Below are 15,737 nucleotides of genomic sequence, written 5' to 3' on the forward strand. Positions count from 1 at the left end.
GGGGCGTCGTGCCATGGGGTGGAGGGATCGGCGGGCGGCGTCACGGCTTGAGCGTCGGTCCTCGCCCCCGCTGCGGCTGACTCGCCGGGGGCGGGTCGTGCTGGTGGTGGCTGTGGCGTTGCTGTCGCTGGGCGGGTTCTGGCTCGGGACGCGCGCCGTCGGCCATGCGTCGGTGAAGGTCGTGGTGCCCAGCCACGCCGGGCTGCCCTGGGTGGAGGTTCACCAGGGGGACACGCTGTGGGCGATCGCCGACGTGCTTTCCGGGGGCGAGGATCCCGGGGCGGTGGTGGAGGAGATCAAGCGCCTGAACGGCCTGCCCGACTCGATCATCCATCCGGGGGTCCGTCTCTACGTTCCGCGTGACATCGCCGCCGTGGTGCGGTGATCTTTCGGGGGACGTGACGGCACTGGGGGCTGGTGCGGGGGCTTGGCTCCGTTGGCCGGCGAGACACGTCCCCGGGATCTTGGCGAACGGCGGAGCAGAGTGTGTCGTTCGGTATCGTTGTGAGGTTTGTTCACGGACGTGACCAAGCGTAAGTCATGTGACGCCATCAGGGTGCCGACCTGGCCCCGGTCTCCCATCGCGGAGGCCGACACGCCGGAGGTTTCTGAGGACTGCGGGCTGATCAGCGACTTCAGCCGGATGGGCCCGGTCAACTTGCGTTCATGGTCGCGCGCTTCTACGGTTGGACCACAACATCTAGTAGTTACACCGATGTAGTTCACCACACCTTGTGTTTCTGCGACCGTTCCATGGAGAGCCGTGGAGCGTGCGCGAGCGTCCCATGATGAGGGGTTTCGCCCGTGTGGTGGCCGCAGGCCGAGGAGGCGAACGCGTGCACTGTCCGTTCTGTCGCCACCCTGACACCAGGGTCATCGACAGCCGCTCGACGGATGACGGTGGGGCCATCAGGCGCCGCCGCACCTGTCCCGAGTGCGGGCGCAGGTTCACCACGCAGGAGACCGTACTGCTCATGGTGAGTAAGCGCAGCGGCGTGACGGAGCCGTTCTCGCGGGACAAGGTCGTCGCGGGCGTACGGCGGGCGTGCCAGGGCAGGCCGGTCAGCGAGGATTCGCTGGCGCAGCTCGGGCAGCGGGTGGAAGAGGCCATCAGGGCCAAGGGCGCGGCCGAGCTTCCCTCCAACGAGGTGGGCCTGGCCATCCTCGGCCCGCTGCGGGAGCTCGACGAGGTGGCCTACCTGCGATTCGCATCGGTATATCGCGGTTTCGAGAGCCTGGCAGACTTCGAGGCCGAGATCTCACAGTTGAAGGCGGAGAAGGGGGAGTCATGACGGAGACGGCCAGCGGTTCAGTCGCGCGCGGAGGCAAGCGTCCGCGCAAGGGGCTGAAGATGAAGCGGATCTTCACCAAGCCCGGCGTGCACCCGTATGACGAGATTCAGTGGGAACGCCGCGATGTCGTCATGACGAACTGGCGCGACGGCTCGGTCAACTTCGAGCAGCGGGGCGTCGAGTTCCCCGAGTTCTGGTCGGTGAATGCGGCCAACATCGTGACGACTAAATACTTCCGCGGCGCCGTGGGCACGCCGCAGCGCGAGTGGAGCCTGAAGCAGCTGATCGACCGGGTCGTCGGCGTCTACACCAAGACCGGCATGGAGCACGGCTACTTCGCCAGTGACGAGGACGCCGAGATCTTCGACCACGAGCTGAAGCACGCGCTGGCGCACCAGGTGTTCGCGTTCAACTCGCCGGTCTGGTTCAACGTGGGCACCCAGTCGCCGCAGCAAGTGAGTGCTTGCCAGCCCTATGACGCCTTGGTGAGCACTCCGGCGGGGCTCGTTCCCATCGGAAAGCTGGTCGAGGGCGACGCGGTGGGCGCGAAAGTCTACGACGCCCACGGTCTCACGAGCATCCTCGCCACCAAGGCCAACGGCGTGAAGGACGTCCTGCGTATCCACACCAAAGCGGGTTACACGCTCGACGTCACCGGTGACCACCTCGTGTGGAAGGCGACCGGCGATGGCACCGGGTCATTCGTGGAGGCGGGCACACTGAAGCCCGGCGAACAGCTCGAGTGGCACCGGCGGGACGCGTTCGGCGAAGGCGAGATCGACTTCGCCGAGCTGTCGGAGGCCGCTCTCGCCGGGTGGCTGCAGTCGGACGGCTTCGTCGGACAGTACAACGGCACGAACAAGTCGCTCACGATCGAGGCGATGACGGTGACCCCGGCCGAGCTGGCCTGGGTGACCAGGGCGCTGGACAGCGTCTTCCCCGACGTGCACCGCAAAGAGCGCCGGGTGGAGACGCAGGACGCCACGCTGGACTGCCGTCGCACCCGCCTGTATGGCACCGTTCTCAAAAACTTCGTGGACAAGTGGGACCTGCGGGCACGCGGCACCGAGATGGACGTCCCGGCCAGGCTGTTCACTGCGCCCCTCCCCGTGGTCGCCGCCTATCTCCGCAGCGTCTTCCAGGCCGAGGGCTTTGTAGGCGAGCGGGAGACGTCGACCGTCGTCGAGGTCGACATGATCTCGGAGAAGCTGATTCGCGGCATGCAGCGCCTGCTCCTGCGGTTCGGCATCTACGCACGCGTGGGATTCAAGAAGGATGAGCGGGAAGACCGCAAGGGCTGCTGGACGCTGCGGATCCAGTCCGCAGGAGACCGGCGGGCATTCGCCGACGAGATCGGTTTCATCGACCCGGTCAAGGCGGACAAGCTAGAGCGTAGCTTCGCCAAGCCGGGTCGGCCGACGCGAGCCACCAAGCGGCTGGAGATCGACCGTATCGAGTCGCTTGGCGAGATGGAGGTCTACGACATCCAGACCGAGAGCGGCGAATACCTCTCCGGAAATCTCCGAGTGCACAACTGCTTCATCCTCTCCGTGGACGACCAGATGGAGTCGATCCTGGAGTGGTACAAGGAAGAGGGCGTGATCTTCAAGGGTGGATCCGGCTCGGGCGTGAACCTGTCCCGGATCCGCTCGTCGAAGGAACTGCTGTCGAGTGGCGGCACGGCCAGCGGGCCCGTCTCCTTCATGCGCGGCGCGGACGCCTCGGCAGGGACGATCAAGTCGGGCGGCGCGACCCGCCGGGCGGCCAAGATGGTCGTGCTCGACGTCGACCACCCCGACATCGAGGAGTTCATCGAGACCAAGGCGCGCGAGGAGGACAAGATCCGCGCGCTGCGTGACGCCGGTTTCGACATGGACCTGGGCGGCAAGGACATCGTCTCCGTCCAGTACCAGAACGCCAACAACTCGGTGCGCGTCTCCGACGAGTTCATGCGCGCGGTCGAGAAGGGCGACAAGTTCGGCCTGCGTGCCCGCCTCACCGGCGAGGTGATCGAGACGGTCGACGCCAAGGACCTGTTCCGCAAGATGGCCAAGGCCGCGTGGGAGTGCGCCGATCCCGGCCTGCAGTACGACGACACGATCAACGACTGGCACACCACCCCCGAGACGGGGCGGATCACGGCCAGCAACCCGTGCAGCGAGTACGTCCACCTGGACAACTCCTCCTGCAACCTTGCCAGCATCAACCTGCTGAAGTTCCTGAAGGACGACAACTCCTTCAACGTCGCCGACTTCGTCAAGCTGACCGAGCTGATCATCACTGCGATGGACATCTCGATCACGTTCGCCGACTTCCCGACCGAGAAGATCGGCGAGACCACGCGCGCGTACCGGCAACTCGGCATCGGCTACGCCAACCTGGGTGCGCTGCTGATGGCGACCGGCCACGCCTACGACTCCGACGGCGGCCGCGCCGTGGCCGGGGCGATCACGTCGCTGATGACCGGCGTGTCCTACCGTCGCAGTGCCGAGCTGGCCGGGGTCGTCGGCCCGTACGACGGCTATGCCAGGAACGCAGAGCCGCACAAGCGCGTCATGCGCAAGCACGCCGCGGCGAACGACGACCTGCGCACCATCGGCTCGATGGACGCGAAGATCCACGCCGAGGCGTCGCGTCAGTGGTCGGAGTGCCTCAAGCTCGGCGAGAAAAATGGGTACAGAAACGCTCAAGCTAGCCTATTGGCCCCGACTGGCACCATAGGCCTCATGATGGACTGCGACACGACAGGCATCGAGCCGGACCTGGCGCTGGTCAAGTTCAAGAAGCTCGTCGGCGGCGGCTCGATGCAGATCGTCAACCAGACGATCCCGCGCGCGCTCAAGCAGCTCGGCTACCAGCAGGAGTCGATCGAGGCCATCGTCGAGTACATCGCCGAGCACAGCCACGTCATCGACGCGCCCGGCCTGCGCAAGGAGCACTACGAGGTGTTCGACTGCGCGATGGGTGAGCGCTCGATCGCGCCGATGGGGCACGTGCGCATGATGGCGGCCACCCAGCCGTTCCTGTCCGGCGCCATCTCCAAGACGGTCAACCTGCCCGAGTCGGCCACGATCGACGACATCGAGCAGGTCCACCTGGAGGGCTGGAAGCTCGGGCTCAAGGCCCTGGCCGTCTACCGCGACAACTGCAAGGTCGGCCAGCCGCTGTCGGCCGGCAACGGCTCCAAGAAGGAGGAGCCGAAGGAGCCCGAGGTCAAGGTCATCGAGGTCAACCGGCCGACCCGGCGGCGCATGCCGAACCAGCGGCCGAGCATGACCACCCGCTTCACCGTGGGCGGCGCCAAGGGCTACATGACCGCCTCGTCCTACCCCGACGACGGGCTCGGCGAGGTGTTCCTCAAGATGTCCAAGCAGGGCTCGACCCTGGCGGGCGTCATGGACGCGTTCTCCGTCGCGATCTCCATAGGGCTCCAGTACGGCGTGCCGCTGGAGACGTACATGAGCAAGTTCGTGAACATGCGGTTCGAGCCTGCGGGGATGACGGACGATCCGGACATCCGGATGGCGACGTCGGTGATGGACTACATCTTCCGCCGGCTGGCCCTCGACCACCTGTCCTACGACGAGCGAGCGGCCCTGGGCATCTTCTCGGCGGCGGAGCGCGCCGCGCAGCAGCGCGGGGAGGACCCGGCGGCGCTGCAGGAGACGGTGGACAGGGAGGCGCTGGCCCAGTCTGCGCCGATCGAGGAGAGGCCGAAGGAGGCCAAGCCGGGGTCGGAGGTCAAGGAGCTGACGCTGGAAAGCCACCAGCGCTTCACGGCCGACGCCCCGCTCTGCATGACCTGCGGCACCAAGATGCGTCCCGCCGGTAGCTGCTACGTCTGCGAGGGCTGCGGCTCCACCAGCGGCTGCAGCTGACCGAACATAGGAGTGTGAACGGGGAGCCGGCGTGGCGCCGGCTCCCCGTTCACATGCGGTCTGACGATGGTGCGTCGCGCCGTCGGCCCCGTGGCAGGGTGCGGTCAGCTCGCCGCCGCGGGCTGGATCGCCTGCGCCTCTTCTGGTGAAGGGTGTGGATCAGGTGCCGAGCAGGTCGTGGAGGACGTCGGGCTTGTTGGTGATGATGCCGTCCACGCGGTAGGTCAGCAGCCGGCGCATGACGTCCGGGCTGTCGACCGTCCAGGTCAGGACCTGCATGCCGAGCCCGTGCACGCGGCGTACGTACGCGGCCGTGAGCGTGGTGTGCGGCGGGTTGATCTGGTCGGCGAACTTCGCCAGCCCGGGCAGCTCGGCGGTGGACGGCGTGCCGAGCAGTCCGATCGGCACGTCCGGCATCAGCCGGTGGAACGTCCGCATGGACTCCCAGTTGAACGATTGCACCGCCAGCCGCCCCGGCGAGAGCCAGCCGGAGTGGCGGCGCAGCTCGTCGGCGATGCGGCCCTCGATGCCCGGGTAGAGCTCCGGTGCCTTGACCTCCAGCAGGAGGCCCATCCCCGAGCCGCTCATCGCGCGCAGCGCCTCGCCGAGCGTGGGCACCCGCTCATCGGCGTACCTGCCCCTGAACCACGAGCCGGCGTCCAGCTTGCGGATCTGCGCGAGCGTGAGGTCGCCGACCTTCCACGGCGCCAGGCCGGGGAAGACGCGCTCGACGTCGGTGGTGCGGGAAAGCGTCGTGTCGTGCATCAGGACGAGCTCGTGGTCCTTGGTCTCCTGGACGTCGAGCTCGAACATGTCGGCCCGCTGCGTGCCGGCCAGCTCAAAGGCGGCGATCGTGTTCTCGGGGGCGTACGCGGACGCGCCCCGATGGGCGACGTTGGTGATCGCCGGGGCGGAGATGGTCGCGATGACCGAGCCCGAGGCGGCGGTGGCCGCGGTGACGGGCGCCGTGGCGGCGGTGGCCGCGACGGTGGACAGTGCGGTGGCGAGGATGAGGACAAGGCGTCGGAACATGGGTCTCCTCCGGTCGGGAGAGGCCTACGAACCGACAGTGACAAGATCGCATGACTGGGAGTTGAGAGAAGGGTAGACCCGCGGTGCCCGGCTGATGAGCAAACGACACTGCGCGATGGGTGTCAGGCGGACGCCTCGGCTCCGACGGGGCCGCCGCGCCACGTCGGGAACGGCGTGTCCCCGGTCGCAACGTCGAAGGCGGCGGCCGACAGCAGGCGGGTCGAGTCGAGCGTGGGAAGCGGGGAGTCGGCGGGTGTCACCAGGATCGGGATCTCCGTGCACGCCAGGGCGACGGCGTCGCAGCCCCGCTCGGCCAGCCGTTCGATGACCCGGACGTAGGCGCGGCGCGAGCTGTCGGTGATCACGCCGTTCACCAGTTCGGTGAAGATGATCTCGTGGATCGTCCGGCGGTCCTCCGGATCCGGCAGCTCGGCGGCCAGCCCCCGGGCGGCGAGGGCGCGCGGGTAGATGGGGCCGTCCATGGTGTAGGAGGTGCCGAGCACGCCGACGCGGGTGCGGCCGTCGCGTGCGGCCTGATCGGCCAAGACCTCGGCGATGTGCAGGCCGGGCAGGGCGAGGTCGTCACCGGGACGCTCGAGCGCCAGGTGGGCGGTGTTGTCGGGGCAGATGAAGAAGCCGGCCCCGGCGCGGGCGAGCCGCTCGGCGCTCACCGCCAGCGTTCTCCGTACGGCGTCGTGATCGCCGGCGTCCCATGCGGGCATGCTCCGCCCGAAGGGGATGTAGTCGAGGGTGATGTCGGGATGGTCGTGCCGGCCGAGCCTGCGGAAGCCCTCCTGGCAGAAGGACAGGAAGCTCAGCGCCGCCCCTTCGGTGCTGTGGGCGAGGATCCCCAGGTGGCTCCACATGCCGACTCCTGTTCGGTATATCGGTACGATCGGCTTCTATGATGAACGCGACGACGGGTGTTCGTCAAACCGAACGAAGAGACTTGTGGAGCGAACGTGGCTGATGGGAAGCCCCCTTTCGATCGGTTGGCGGCGGCGATCCGCCGCGAGCGCGACCGGGCCGGGCTGTCGCTGACGGAGCTGGCCAAGCGGGCAGGGCTGGCGAAGTCCACGCTGTCGCAGCTGGAGTCCGGCAGCGGCAACCCCAACCTGGAGACCCTGTGGGCGCTCGGTGTCACGCTCGGGGTGCCGGTCAGCCGCCTGATCGACCCGCCGCGTCCGGAGGTGCGGCTGATCCGCGCGGGGGAGGGTCCGGTCGCGCGCTCCGGCCGGGCCGGCTACGCGGCGACGCTGCTGGCCTCCTGCCCGCCGGGGGCACGGCGCGACCTCTACAGGGTGGAGGCGGAGCCGGGCGAGTCCAAGATCTCCGAGCCTCACATGCCGGGGACCACCGAGCATCTGGTGATCGGCGTGGGGCGGGCGCTGGCGGGGCCGTCGGAGGAGCCGGTCGAGCTGGGGCCCGGCGACTACCTGGCCTACCCGGGCGACGCGCCGCACCTCTTCGAGGCCCTCGAACCGGGCACCAGCGGCGTGATCATCATGGAACACGCCTGAGCAAGGGCTGCGGGCGAACGCCTGCCGGCCGCGTTCCATGGGGAGAGCCCGCGGCCGCCGTTCAGCCCAAGGGGCCGATAGTGATCATGACCTCTTGAAGATCTAGCCTGAACGTCGTGAAATCTGCCGGTACGTTGGTCGTCCTCCTGTCAGCCTTGTTCATGGCCCAGTTCGACGTCTTCGTCGTCAACGTGGCCGCTCCCTCCATCGAACGCGACCTGCACGCGGGCCCCGCCGCCCTCGAGCTGATCGTGGGTGGCTACGCCTTCACGTACGCGGCCGGCATGATCACCGGGGGCCGGCTCGGCGACCGATACGGCTACCGGCGCCTGTTCATCTGGGGCGTGGCCGCGTTCACCGTCGCGTCGATGTTGTGCGGGATCGCCGTGAACCCGGCCCAGCTCGTCGCCGCCCGCCTGCTACAGGGCCTGGCCGGCGCGGCGATGGTGCCGCAGGTGCTGGCCGCGATCTCGGCCGTGTACCCGCCGGAGGAGCGGGGCCGCGCCCTCGGCTGGTACGGCGCCGCCGCCGGCCTGGGCTCCATCGCCGGTCAGGTCCTCGGCGGCCTGCTGCTGACCGCCGACGTGCTCGGCCTCGGCTGGCGGGTCGTCTTCCTCATCAACCTGCCCGTCGGCCTGATCGTCGTGCCGCTGGCCTGGTGGCTGCTGCCCGAGGTCGAGCCGGCCCGCCGGTCGAGGCTGGACCTGCCGGGCGCGGCCGGCCTGGCCACCGGCCTGGCGCTGGTGCTCGTGCCACTCGGCCTCGGCAACAGCCTGGGCTGGCCCGCCTGGACCTGGGTCTGCATGGCGGTGAGCGTCCCGGTGCTCGCGCTGACCGCGCGCTGGCAGCGGGTGCTCGGGGCGCGCGGCGGGCAGCCGGTGCTCGACCTGGCGCTGCTCAAGGTCTACTCATACCTGGCGGGCGTCGGGTCGATCGTGGCGTTCATGGCGTACTTCGCCTCGTTCATGTTCACGCTGACGCTGCTGCTGCAGGCCGGGATCGGGCTGACCGCGTTCCAGGCGGGGCTGGCGTTCGCGCCGATGGGCGTGCTGTTCTCGATCACGTCGCTGCTCGGGGCGCGGCTGGTCAGGAGGTACGGGCTGATCGTCGTCATGATCGGCGGCATGGTCACGGCGCTCGGGCTCGGCCTGCTGGTCGCCGCGACCGGTATGGGGCTGCCGTACATCATGATCGGGCTCATGCTCGTCGGCGCGGGCAACGGGCTGGTCCTGCCGCAGCTCATCGGGGCGGCGCTGGTCGAGGTGGAGCCGCACCAGGCCGGCATCGGGTCCGGCGTGCTGAACACGGCGCAGCAGTTCGCGGGCGCGGGCGGCGTGGCCGTGATCGGCGCGGTCTTCTTCGCCGTCGCGCAGGGCGGGCACCACGTCGCGGCCATGCGCACGTCGGCGGCCATCGACCTGGGGCTGGTCCTCGTCGTGATCGCGACGGTGGCCTACAACAGGCGCCGCGCTATGCGGAGGGCACGTCCAGAGCCGTCCCGTAGAGCCGTGACACCCTGATCCTGATCACCAGCCGCCGGTCGGTGACCAGCCGGCGCAGGAACGCCATCTCATCGGCGGGATCTGCCAGGCCCGCCTGCATGGCGAGCAGTTCCAGGCCCACCTCGTCGCCGGGCTCGGTGGTCACCGGCGACAGCTCCGCCTCGCCCTCGGCCACCGCGTAGGACCAGAAGTCGTCGCTGGTGGCGTAGAGCGCGCAGCGCGGGTCCTTGTGCAGCTGCCGTACCTTGAGCCGGTCGGCGACGGTGGAGATCCGCACCACGCGCTGTCCGGGGTCCCACGTGTACAGGACGGTGGACACGTGCGGCGGGCCGCCGCTCTTGCTCGTCGCCAGGGCGCCGAAGCGCTGCCGGCCCAGCAGCCGCGAGAGCTCCTCGTCGGTCAGCGACCTCGGGCCCGTGCCCGGCCTCGGCCCCGGACCGGCTTCCGGCCCGTGATCCGGCCACGGCCATGGGGCCGCGCCCGGACCGTGGTCCGGCCTCGGCTCTGGGGACGCGCCCGTCCAGTACTCCTGCGCCACCTGCCATCCCCCGTCTGGATTGCGGAAATATCACCCTATCCCGAGTTGCCGATTGAACGCCTGGACGTCTGAGATGACCCAGTATTCGGCGAACCTCCCGCCCGCGGTCCGCAGGATGTCGTGCCCGCTGAAGGCCACCCTGGTCCCCTCGGCCGCGCTCGCGCCGGGCACGCCGCCCCGGTACGCCCCGCCGAACGTCCACCGGGCCGCGACCCGGTCCCCGTTGACGATCGGGCCCACGTCCAGCGTGACCGTGACGTCGTCGAACGGCTCGTGTCCCTGCTGGAGCGCCTCTGCCAGGCCGTCCGGCCCGTGCACGTCCATGCCGGGCCAGTGGCCGACGAAATCGGGCGTGACCAGGTCGTGGGCGAGCTTGAAGTCGCCGTTCCACATCTCCAGCAGCCATCTCTCGTACAGATCCGCGATCATCCGGGTCCCGTACCCACTCGGCTGTAGGTTACAAGTCGTGAATCTTGCTATTACCAGCGGATATGTCGTGCCCGTCGACGGTGACCCCGTCGACGGCGGCACTGTGCTCATCACGGACGGGAAGATCGCCGAGGTCGGCGCGGGCGTGCGGGTGCCCGAGGGGTACCAGGTCGTGGACGCCGGGGGCAGCTGGGTGCTGCCCGGCTTCGTCGAGGCCCACGGCCATCTGGGCGTCTACGAGGAGGCCGAGGGGTGGGCCGGCAACGACGTCAACGAGATGACCGATCCGAACGGCGCCCGCCTGCGCGCGATCGACGCGATCAACCCCGGCGACGTGGGCTTCGCCGACGCGCTCTCCGGCGGCGTCACCACGGCCGTGATCAAGCCGGGCTCGGGCAATCCGATCGGCGGCCAGACGGTCGCGATCAAGTGCTGGGGCAGGTCCGTGGACGAGATGCTGATCAGGGAGCCGGTGAGCGTCAAGAGCGCCCTCGGCGAGAACCCCAAGCGCGTCTACGGCGATCAGAAGAAGCTGCCGTCCACCCGCCAGGGCGTGGCCGCGGTGATCCGCGACGCGTTCATGAAGGCCCAGGACTACCGGGCCAGGCGGGCCGCCGCGGCGGACGAGGGCAAGCCGTTCGACCGCGACGGCACCCTCGAGATCCTCGTCCGCGTCCTGGACGGCGAACTGCCGTGGTGCCAGCACACGCACCGGGCCGACGACATCGCCACCGCGCTGCGGCTGGCCGACGAGTTCGGCTACCGCGTGGTGATCAACCACGGCACCGAAGGCCACCTGCTTGCCGACACGCTGGCCGCCAGGAACGTTCCGGTGATCATCGGGCCGCTCTTCACCGCCCGGTCGAAGGTGGAGCTGCGGCAGCGCTCACTGCGCAACCCGGGCATCCTGGCGCGGGCCGGGGTCGAGCTGGCGATCACCACCGACCATCCCGTCGTGCCGATCCACTTCCTCGTCCACCAGGCCACGCTGGCGGTCAAGGAAGGAATGGACCCGGCCGCGGCACTGCGGTCGATCACGCTGAACCCGGCCCGCATCATGGGCATCGACGACCGGGTGGGCGCGCTGCGGCCGGGCCTCGACGGGGACGTGGTGATCTGGTCCGGGGATCCGCTGGACGTCATGAGCCGGGCGCTGAGGGTGTTCATCTCCGGCCGGGAGGTGTATTCGTACACGCAAGGTGAGCCCGTCGTGGCGGATCCGTACTACCGGGAATCAAGCAGCCGTTAAGTTGCTGTAGATCCGCGGCGCGCATAGTGGGCGGACCTACGGAAAGAGAGGCGGCACCATGACAGCTCCCTTGCCGAGCTCCGTCGCCCGCCGTCCCAGCAAGGCACTGCTGATCGGCCTGGTCGTCTCGGGGATCCTCGCGCTGCTTGTGCTGGCCGTCTTACTGCTGTCGGGCGGCGCCACCGGGTTCGGGCTGTCCGCCCTGCTGGCCCTGGCGCCGCTGCCGGTGCTGCTCGCGGCGGTGCTCTCGCTCGACAGGATCGAGCCCGAGCCGAAGCTGCACCTGGCGTTCGCGTTCGCGTGGGGTGCGGGGGTGGCGGTCGTGCTGGCCGTGGCGTTCACGTTCCTCGGCCAGGAGCTGTTCGCCAGGGCCGGGTACGGCTCCGCGGTCGTCGAGGACATCGGCACCGTCCTGCTGGCGCCCGTGATCGAGGAGGCGCTCAAGGGCTCGGCGCTGCTGCTGCTCCTGCGCAGGAGGCACGAGATCGACGGCCTGACCGACGGCATCGTGTACGCCTCCATGGCCGGCCTGGGCTTCGCCGCCGTGGAGAACGTCGGCTACTACCTGATCGCGTTCGGCGAGGACGGCGCCGGCGCCGCGATCCAGCTGTTCGTGCTGCGAGGCCTGATCGACCCGCTCGGCCACCCGATCTACACCTCCATGATCGGCATCGGCGTGGCCTACGCGCTCACCCGCCGCACGGCCGGCAGGTTCGCCGCGATCCCGCTCGGTTACCTCGGCGCCGTCTTCCTGCACGCCCTCTGGAACGGGTCCGCCACCACGGGGTCGCTGACCTGGCTGGGCGCGGCCTACGTCGTGATCATGGCGGCGCTGATCCTGCTCGTCGTCGTGACCGCCGCCGAACGCCGCCAGCTCGTCGGCAAGATGGGCGTCTACCTGCCCGGTTACCAGCACACCGGGTTGGTCACCGACGTCGACCTCCGGATGCTCAGCACGCTGCCCGCGCGCAAGGCTGCCCGCAAGTGGGCCAGGGGAGCCGGGATCGGCCGGGCGATGAGCGACTACCAGCAGGCCGCGACCGAGCTGACCATGCTGCACCTGCGGGCCGAGCGGGAGGGCATGGACCCGGCCAGGTTCGCGATGGAGCGTGACGCGTACCTGGGGGCGATGGCGCACGCCCGCCGCTGGTGATCAGCGCGGCAGCGTTCGGGTCAAGGACGCTTGATCGTCTCGCCCAGCGGACCTACCGGATGTTGGACAGGATTTCCTGACAAAATGGGGGGAAGCCCCGAAGGGAGATCGTATGAGCTGGGCGGAGATCGGGTCCGAGGCCGAGTTGCGCGAGCTGCTCGGCGAGGTCATGCCGAGAGCGGCGACCAAGGAACGGGTACGCCTGCACGAACGTGACCTGCAGTGGCTGGCGGCCTCGCCGTTCTGCCTGATCGCCACCTCCGACGACCACGGCAACTGCGACGTCTCGCCCAAGGGCGACCCCGCCGGATTCGTCCACGTCATCGACGACACGACCATCGCCATCCCGGACCGCCCGGGGAACCGCAGGGCAGACGGATTCCTCAACATCCTGAAAAATCCGTATGTAGGGCTCATCTTCCTGATCCCCGGCCGCAACGAGACCCTCCGCGTCAACGGCCGCGCCCGGCTCGTCCGCGAGGCCCCGTTCTTCGATGAGATGATCGTCAAGGGCCACCGCCCGCATCTCGCGCTCGTGGTGGAGATCGAGCAGATCTTCTTCCACTGCGCCAAGGCGTTCATGCGCTCCGGGCTGTGGAAGCCGGACACCTGGGGTGACAACCTGCCCGCGCACGCGAGGCTGGTCAAGGACGTGCAGACGGTTCAGGAGAGCCTCGAGGAGCTCGAGACCTACTACGCAGAGAAGACGTACGCCAAGCAGCTCTACGGCTGATCCCCGGCATGCGAAGACCCAGGCCACCGTCTGGCCTGGGTCACCGGCGGGTCAGGCGGCGGGGGTGGGGCCGCCGGGGAAGTGGATCACGTTTCTGCCGGTGTAGGCCCGCAGATCGACCACCTTGGGGTCGGCGGGCGGCTTGCGGCGGTCTGCCGAGCGAATGTCGCGGACCTTGTGCCTGGCGATCTGTGGCGGCACCGCCACAAGCCTCTTCATCGTGAGCCCCCCGTGATGTTCTTGTTATCTATGTTATCTACAGATACCCCCGTAAGGTTGCTGTAAGGAGCAAGTCAGTAGGGAAGCCTGCGACCCGCCGGTGAACGCAGGTCCAACTCCGCGACCGGTCCGGAGCGCCGCTTGGCCGTCGACTTCATGACTCTGACGCGTTTCATTGGTTTTCCCTTCCGAAGCGCGTCGTTCTCGCTTCCAGAGACTGTGCGCCGCGCCGTTTGGCGACGGCTTGGCGGGCGCTTGCCACCCGCCATGCGCGCCAACCTAGCCGGGGCGTCCGGCTCGCTCAATGCATTTGTACGACCTGGGTCTTCCCGGATATGGCCTGGAGGCTCCTTGGATCAGGTGCCGGGCGTCAGCTGGGCGGTGACCGCGATGCGGTTCCAGGCGTTGATCATCGCGATCGCGGCGATGAGCAGCGCGAGCTGCTTCTCGCTGTAGTGCTCGCTCGCCTCCTCCCATACGGCGTCCGGCACGGTCTCCCGGCCTGGGAGCCTGGTCGCCGCCTCGGTCAGCGCCAGCGCGGCCCGCTCTGCCGGGGTGAACACGGTGGCCTCGCGCCAGGCCGCCACCATCCACAGGCGCTCGTCGCTCTGGCCGGCCTTCTTCATGCCACGGCTGTGCATGTCCACGCAGTAACCGCAGCCGTTGATCTGGCTGGCGCGCAGCTTGACCAGGTCGATGGTGCTGGCCGGCAGCTCGCTGTCGTGCAGGATCTTCTCCACGGCCAGGAAGTGGTGGTACACCTCGGGGATGTTCTTCGCGACGTTCATCCGCTGCGTCATGTGAGCCTCCTCCGTCTTCGTGCTTGCACAGTCAGGACGGGGCAGGCCGTCCCGGTGTGACAGCTATGACGAAAAACTTCAGGCACGGGTCAGCCCTTGCAGTTGCCCCAGGACTCGCGGCCGCCCCAGGCCTCGACGCGGTTGCCGGGGTCGCGGGTCCAGCCGGCGTACCGCACGCACTTCCAGGCCCCGGCGAGGTGGCCGGTCTCGGCGTAGTAGCGGTACTTCTGCACGTCCTCCGACCGGCCGCCGCCCCGTACCTCCAGGTAGGCGCCGGTGACCGAACGGGTGCCCAGGTAGGCGGTCTTGATCGCGGCCACGCAGTTCTTGCCGCTGCGCTTGCTGTACATCAGGTATACGTGCCCGAACACGGCTCCGTCGCGCGTCTTCATCGCCCGGTGCCCGTCCTTGACGCGGTGGAAGCCGGGGCCGCAGATGCGCTCGGGCGTGTAACGGGCCGTGGCGGCGTACGCGGAGGAGGGGATGGTGGCGATTCCGGCGGCGACCAGGGCGGCTGCGATTACCGTTCGCGTGAGCACGGTTTTCCCTTCGGCAGGGGATAAGGACATTGTCGATCTTTACTGTGGCTTGACCGTAATTGCAAGGGGAGTTGAATGCCGCTCATTGCGGTGTGCGCGGCCTGGGCCGTGTTCTGGGGGTCCTGGTCGGCCCTGCTGCCCGCCATCAAGCTGGACCTGGGCGTCTCGGCGGGCGACCTCGGGCTGGCGCTGAGCGCCGTACCCGTGGGGGCGCTTCCCGCGATGGCCCTGACCGGGCGGCTGGCGCGGGGACGCGAGCGGCCCGCCCTGATGGTGACCACGATCGCGTTCGCGCTCAGCGTCGCCTGCGTCGGCCTGGCGGGCGCGCTGTGGCAGCTGGCAGTGGCGCTGCTGCTGGTGGGCGCCGCGAGCGGCGCGCTGGACATCGCGCTGAACCTGACCACCGGGCGGGTCGAACGCGAGACGGGCCGCAGGCTCTTCCAACAGGTGCACGCCGCTTTTCCGGTCGCGGTCATCGCGGCGGCCCCGGCCACCGGGCTGGCCCGTTCACTCGGGCTGGGCGTCGGCACGGTGCTCGTGACGGTCGCGGTGATCGTGGTGGCCACGTCGCTGTCGCTGCTCGCGCTGCCCATGGGACGCGAGGCGCCCAGCCCCTCCTCCCAGACCGACAGGCGAGGGCTCTGGGGGCTCGCCGTCGTGCTCGGGGCGCTGGCCGCCTGCGCGCTCATCATCGAGAACTCGGTCGAGCAGTGGTCGGTGCTGCTGCTGGAGGAGCATCGCGGGGCCACGCCGCTGGTGTCGAGCGCCGCGCCCTCGGTCTACATGGCGGCGCTCACCGCCGGGCGGCTCGCCGTGCAGGCGCTGCCCCGGGTGCCGCTCCGGGCGATGTACC

The 15,737-nt window shown here is 69.1% G+C and carries 16 protein-coding genes; 9 read left to right on the top strand and 7 right to left on the bottom strand.

Going from position 1 to position 15,737, the window contains the following annotated elements; all coding sequences use genetic code 11:
- The 3 genes from EJK15_RS59675 to EJK15_RS59685 form a co-directional block, all read left to right on the top strand.
- Window positions 1-385, top strand: a 385-nt coding sequence (locus EJK15_RS59675; protein ID WP_206061925.1) for a LysM peptidoglycan-binding domain-containing protein, incomplete at its 5' end; no start/stop codon positions are given.
- A gap of 451 nt (window positions 386-836) precedes the next feature.
- The gene (gene nrdR, locus EJK15_RS59680; RefSeq protein WP_138719270.1) at window positions 837-1,292 is read left to right on the top strand and encodes a transcriptional regulator NrdR; all 456 of its coding nucleotides are present in this window, start codon (window positions 837-839) and stop codon (window positions 1,290-1,292) included.
- Window positions 1,289-5,170, top strand: coding sequence for a vitamin B12-dependent ribonucleotide reductase (locus EJK15_RS59685; RefSeq protein WP_138719271.1), 3,882 nt, complete (start codon window positions 1,289-1,291; stop codon window positions 5,168-5,170). Before nrdR ends, EJK15_RS59685 begins: the two co-directional genes overlap by 4 nt.
- 159 nt (window positions 5,171-5,329) lie before the next feature.
- Here the strand turns inward: EJK15_RS59685 and EJK15_RS59690 are convergent, their stop codons facing one another.
- The gene (locus EJK15_RS59690) at window positions 5,330-6,202 is read right to left on the bottom strand and encodes a glycerophosphodiester phosphodiesterase (protein ID WP_138719272.1); all 873 of its coding nucleotides are present in this window, start codon (window positions 6,200-6,202) and stop codon (window positions 5,330-5,332) included.
- 122 nt (window positions 6,203-6,324) lie between these two features.
- Complete coding sequence (locus EJK15_RS59695) at window positions 6,325-7,068, bottom strand: aspartate/glutamate racemase family protein (protein WP_138719273.1); 744 nt, start codon at window positions 7,066-7,068, stop codon at window positions 6,325-6,327.
- Between the two features lie 96 nt (window positions 7,069-7,164).
- On the opposite strand from EJK15_RS59695, the gene EJK15_RS59700 reads away from it, so the two are divergent.
- Window positions 7,165-7,722 (top strand): helix-turn-helix domain-containing protein, encoded by a 558-nt coding sequence (locus tag EJK15_RS59700; RefSeq protein WP_138719274.1) that lies wholly within the window; start codon window positions 7,165-7,167, stop codon window positions 7,720-7,722.
- Window positions 7,723-7,838: 116 nt separating this feature from the next.
- On the top strand, window positions 7,839-9,242 hold the full coding sequence (locus EJK15_RS59705; protein WP_206061927.1) for an MFS transporter: 1,404 nt from the start codon (window positions 7,839-7,841) through the stop codon (window positions 9,240-9,242).
- Here the strand turns inward: EJK15_RS59705 and EJK15_RS59710 are convergent.
- Window positions 9,193-9,762, bottom strand: a complete 570-nt coding sequence (locus EJK15_RS59710; protein ID WP_171075220.1) for a TIGR03618 family F420-dependent PPOX class oxidoreductase — start codon at window positions 9,760-9,762, stop codon at window positions 9,193-9,195. The genes EJK15_RS59705 and EJK15_RS59710 overlap by 50 nt on opposite strands.
- A 30-nt stretch (window positions 9,763-9,792) precedes the next feature.
- Window positions 9,793-10,191, bottom strand: a complete 399-nt coding sequence (locus EJK15_RS59715) for an ester cyclase (protein WP_138719275.1) — start codon at window positions 10,189-10,191, stop codon at window positions 9,793-9,795.
- A 37-nt stretch (window positions 10,192-10,228) separates the two neighbouring features.
- Here EJK15_RS59715 and EJK15_RS59720 point away from each other — a divergent pair, with 37 nt between their 5' ends.
- From EJK15_RS59720 to EJK15_RS59730, 3 genes are all read left to right on the top strand, one after another.
- Entirely contained in the window at window positions 10,229-11,440 is a 1,212-nt protein-coding gene (locus tag EJK15_RS59720; protein ID WP_138719276.1) for an amidohydrolase, read from the top strand.
- Between the two features lie 58 nt (window positions 11,441-11,498).
- Window positions 11,499-12,593 (top strand): PrsW family intramembrane metalloprotease, encoded by a 1,095-nt coding sequence (locus tag EJK15_RS59725; RefSeq protein ID WP_138719277.1) that lies wholly within the window; start codon window positions 11,499-11,501, stop codon window positions 12,591-12,593.
- A 112-nt stretch (window positions 12,594-12,705) separates the two neighbouring features.
- Complete coding sequence (locus EJK15_RS59730; protein WP_138719278.1) at window positions 12,706-13,326, top strand: pyridoxamine 5'-phosphate oxidase family protein; 621 nt, start codon at window positions 12,706-12,708, stop codon at window positions 13,324-13,326.
- Window positions 13,327-13,377: 51 nt separating this feature from the next.
- Here EJK15_RS59730 and EJK15_RS72005 read toward each other — a convergent pair whose 3' ends face one another.
- From EJK15_RS72005 to EJK15_RS59740, 3 genes are all read right to left on the bottom strand, one after another.
- On the bottom strand, window positions 13,378-13,545 hold the full coding sequence (locus tag EJK15_RS72005; protein ID WP_171075221.1) for a hypothetical protein: 168 nt from the start codon (window positions 13,543-13,545) through the stop codon (window positions 13,378-13,380).
- A gap of 356 nt (window positions 13,546-13,901) precedes the next feature.
- A complete protein-coding gene (locus EJK15_RS59735; RefSeq protein WP_138719279.1) occupies window positions 13,902-14,345 on the bottom strand; it encodes a carboxymuconolactone decarboxylase family protein in 444 nt (147 codons plus the stop codon).
- A gap of 89 nt (window positions 14,346-14,434) precedes the next feature.
- The gene (locus EJK15_RS59740) at window positions 14,435-14,884 is read right to left on the bottom strand and encodes a hypothetical protein (protein ID WP_138719280.1); all 450 of its coding nucleotides are present in this window, start codon (window positions 14,882-14,884) and stop codon (window positions 14,435-14,437) included.
- Between the two features lie 75 nt (window positions 14,885-14,959).
- Here EJK15_RS59740 and EJK15_RS59745 point away from each other — a divergent pair.
- Window positions 14,960-15,737 (top strand): MFS transporter (locus tag EJK15_RS59745; RefSeq protein WP_138719281.1); only part of this gene is annotated, 778 nt, incomplete at its 3' end.

Origin of the sequence: Nonomuraea basaltis, from assembly GCF_005893125.1 — a bacterium.
Taxonomy (GTDB): Bacteria; Actinomycetota; Actinomycetes; order Streptosporangiales; family Streptosporangiaceae; genus Nonomuraea; species Nonomuraea basaltis.